This window comes from Actinomycetota bacterium, assembly GCA_009923495.1.
GTDB lineage: Bacteria > Actinomycetota > Actinomycetes > S36-B12 > UBA5976 > UBA5976.
Map to the genome: position 1 here is coordinate 1 of RFTJ01000046.1, position 1,829 is coordinate 1,829.

At 48.3% G+C, this 1,829-nt stretch carries 3 protein-coding genes; all 3 read right to left on the minus strand.

Annotation, left to right across the window (positions count from 1 at the left end; all coding sequences use genetic code 11):
- The coding region (locus tag EBS36_07390; GenBank protein ID NBU32971.1) for a hypothetical protein at positions 1 to 660 on the minus strand (660 nt) is incomplete at its 3' end.
- A gap of 3 nt (positions 661 to 663) precedes the next feature.
- Positions 664 to 1,407, minus strand: coding sequence for a hypothetical protein (locus EBS36_07395; protein ID NBU32972.1), 744 nt, complete (start codon positions 1,405 to 1,407; stop codon positions 664 to 666).
- Positions 1,380 to 1,829 (minus strand): hypothetical protein (locus tag EBS36_07400; protein ID NBU32973.1); only part of this gene is annotated, 450 nt, incomplete at its 5' end. The genes EBS36_07400 and EBS36_07395, both read right to left, overlap by 28 nt.

The following is a 1,829-nucleotide window of genomic DNA, read 5'->3' on the forward strand; positions in this document are numbered from 1 at the left end:
CCCTGCGGTTGTTGTAGGTTTATTCAACTCCATAAACTTTTCAGTGCCCAATTTAGACTGATTAAGCAGTTGAGCAAAGGCTTGCGGGCCTTGAGTCATAGCTTGCTGTATTTTTGTGACAAACTGTTCTTCAGTTATTCCTCTGGCCTTAAGTGTGGGGCCAAGAATAGGGTCTGCATGATTGGCTTGAAACCAACTGAAATACTGTTGCGGCGCGTTAGGGTCTGAGGGATTAATTGTGTCCAAAAATGCACGCGACTGCTTTAGCTTAGTGTCAACTAAATTAGCTTGTTGAATTTGCAACGCAATTGGTTGTGCGGTTATTTCACCTTGCAATTTTTGTTGAGTAAGTTTTTGCGCTTGCAATTCTCCTAGCGTCTTTTCAAGCCCAGGCAGCTTAGAACCAAAACCTCCAGTAGACAAAGTTTTGCGCAATGTGTTTATGTCAATATCACCCGTTTGTGGGTTGTAAGCAGACCGATACGCTTCGTTAAGCGCATTGGTTGATTCTTGTTCGCGTTGCGCAGTGGCAAGCTGGTACTGCGCCAAAGCATTTTGATTCTGCATATTTTGAAGTTGCGCAATCTGGCCATACTGGGCCAACGGGTTGGCCACTTCAACGCCTCGAACGCCTAATGCAATGTTTGGGTCAAGTGCCATGTTTTATCCTATAACAGAAGAATAATCGCCCGGCACTACAGTACCGTATCCTGGCGGCGTTTGAAAACCCATGCCACCACCACGCAAAGCAGCAAGCAAATTATTGCCTTGGTTGTAATTTAAGTAAGAACTAACACCTTGATTGATGGCATTAGCCGCGCCGACCGTACCAGCAGCTCCAGCCGCCGCACCGCTGGTCATATAGTTGCCTACGTTGGCTGCGTTAACTGCGCCTGCTTGATTTGTTGTGTTGGTTGCTGTTTGACCAATACCGGCCAAAGCGGCCTGACGGTTGTACAACTGGTTTTCACGCGCCACGTCAGTGCCGTAACCCGTAAATGCTCGGTTAAAAGCGTTTTGATATTCTTGTGATCCGTAGTCTTGACCAAAGCGTTGTGCGGCTTTTAACGCCCCGCCTGAAATTAAGCCACCTCGTGCGGTTGCGGTTCGCCCCAACGCTTTTTCGCCTTCAGACAATCTGAACGCATATCCAGGATCTTTGTACATGTCAAGGTTAGTAAAGTTAAACGCCGGCGGCGCATTGCCGGCCGTGCGTTGCATAACTCCTAGCGCATTGACGCCCGCTTCACGAAAAGGTCTTTGATCTTCGCGTGTTTGGTAATATTGCTGATTTGATACATCAGCCGCACGACTTGTGGCGTCTGATTGCTGACTTGCCGCACTTCGTGAGGCGGCGCTGCCTAATAGCGCGCCTCCAACTATAGCTGCTGCTGTCCAACCGGCCATGATAGCTCTCCTTCACATTTAACTTGCATTTTACGGGCTACAGAGACACAAACGTCTTCAGAAATCTGTTTGCCCCCAAATGAGGTGCTAACCACTTCGTCAACTTCGCTGTCTTTCAAATCAAGTCTGTACAAAAACGCGCGATACGCAATCTGCGCTTTTTGCAACTCAGTTCTGCTGTCGCCAAGTCCATACTCAGGCACTATATACAGTCTGTCTTCCAAAACTGCAATGTCGGCGCAATCGTCTGGGTTGTCATATACGTCCACCCAAACAACCTCATCGTCAAAAACACGCCCTGCGCGTTGCATCCCCGCGCTTGCGGGAAACTCACATGGGCCCGTCAAGACTTTTACACCATCATCAGTGTTAACTGCAATTGTGCCTTTTTCTAAGCGAACGCGGTAGGCTAACTTATGTTC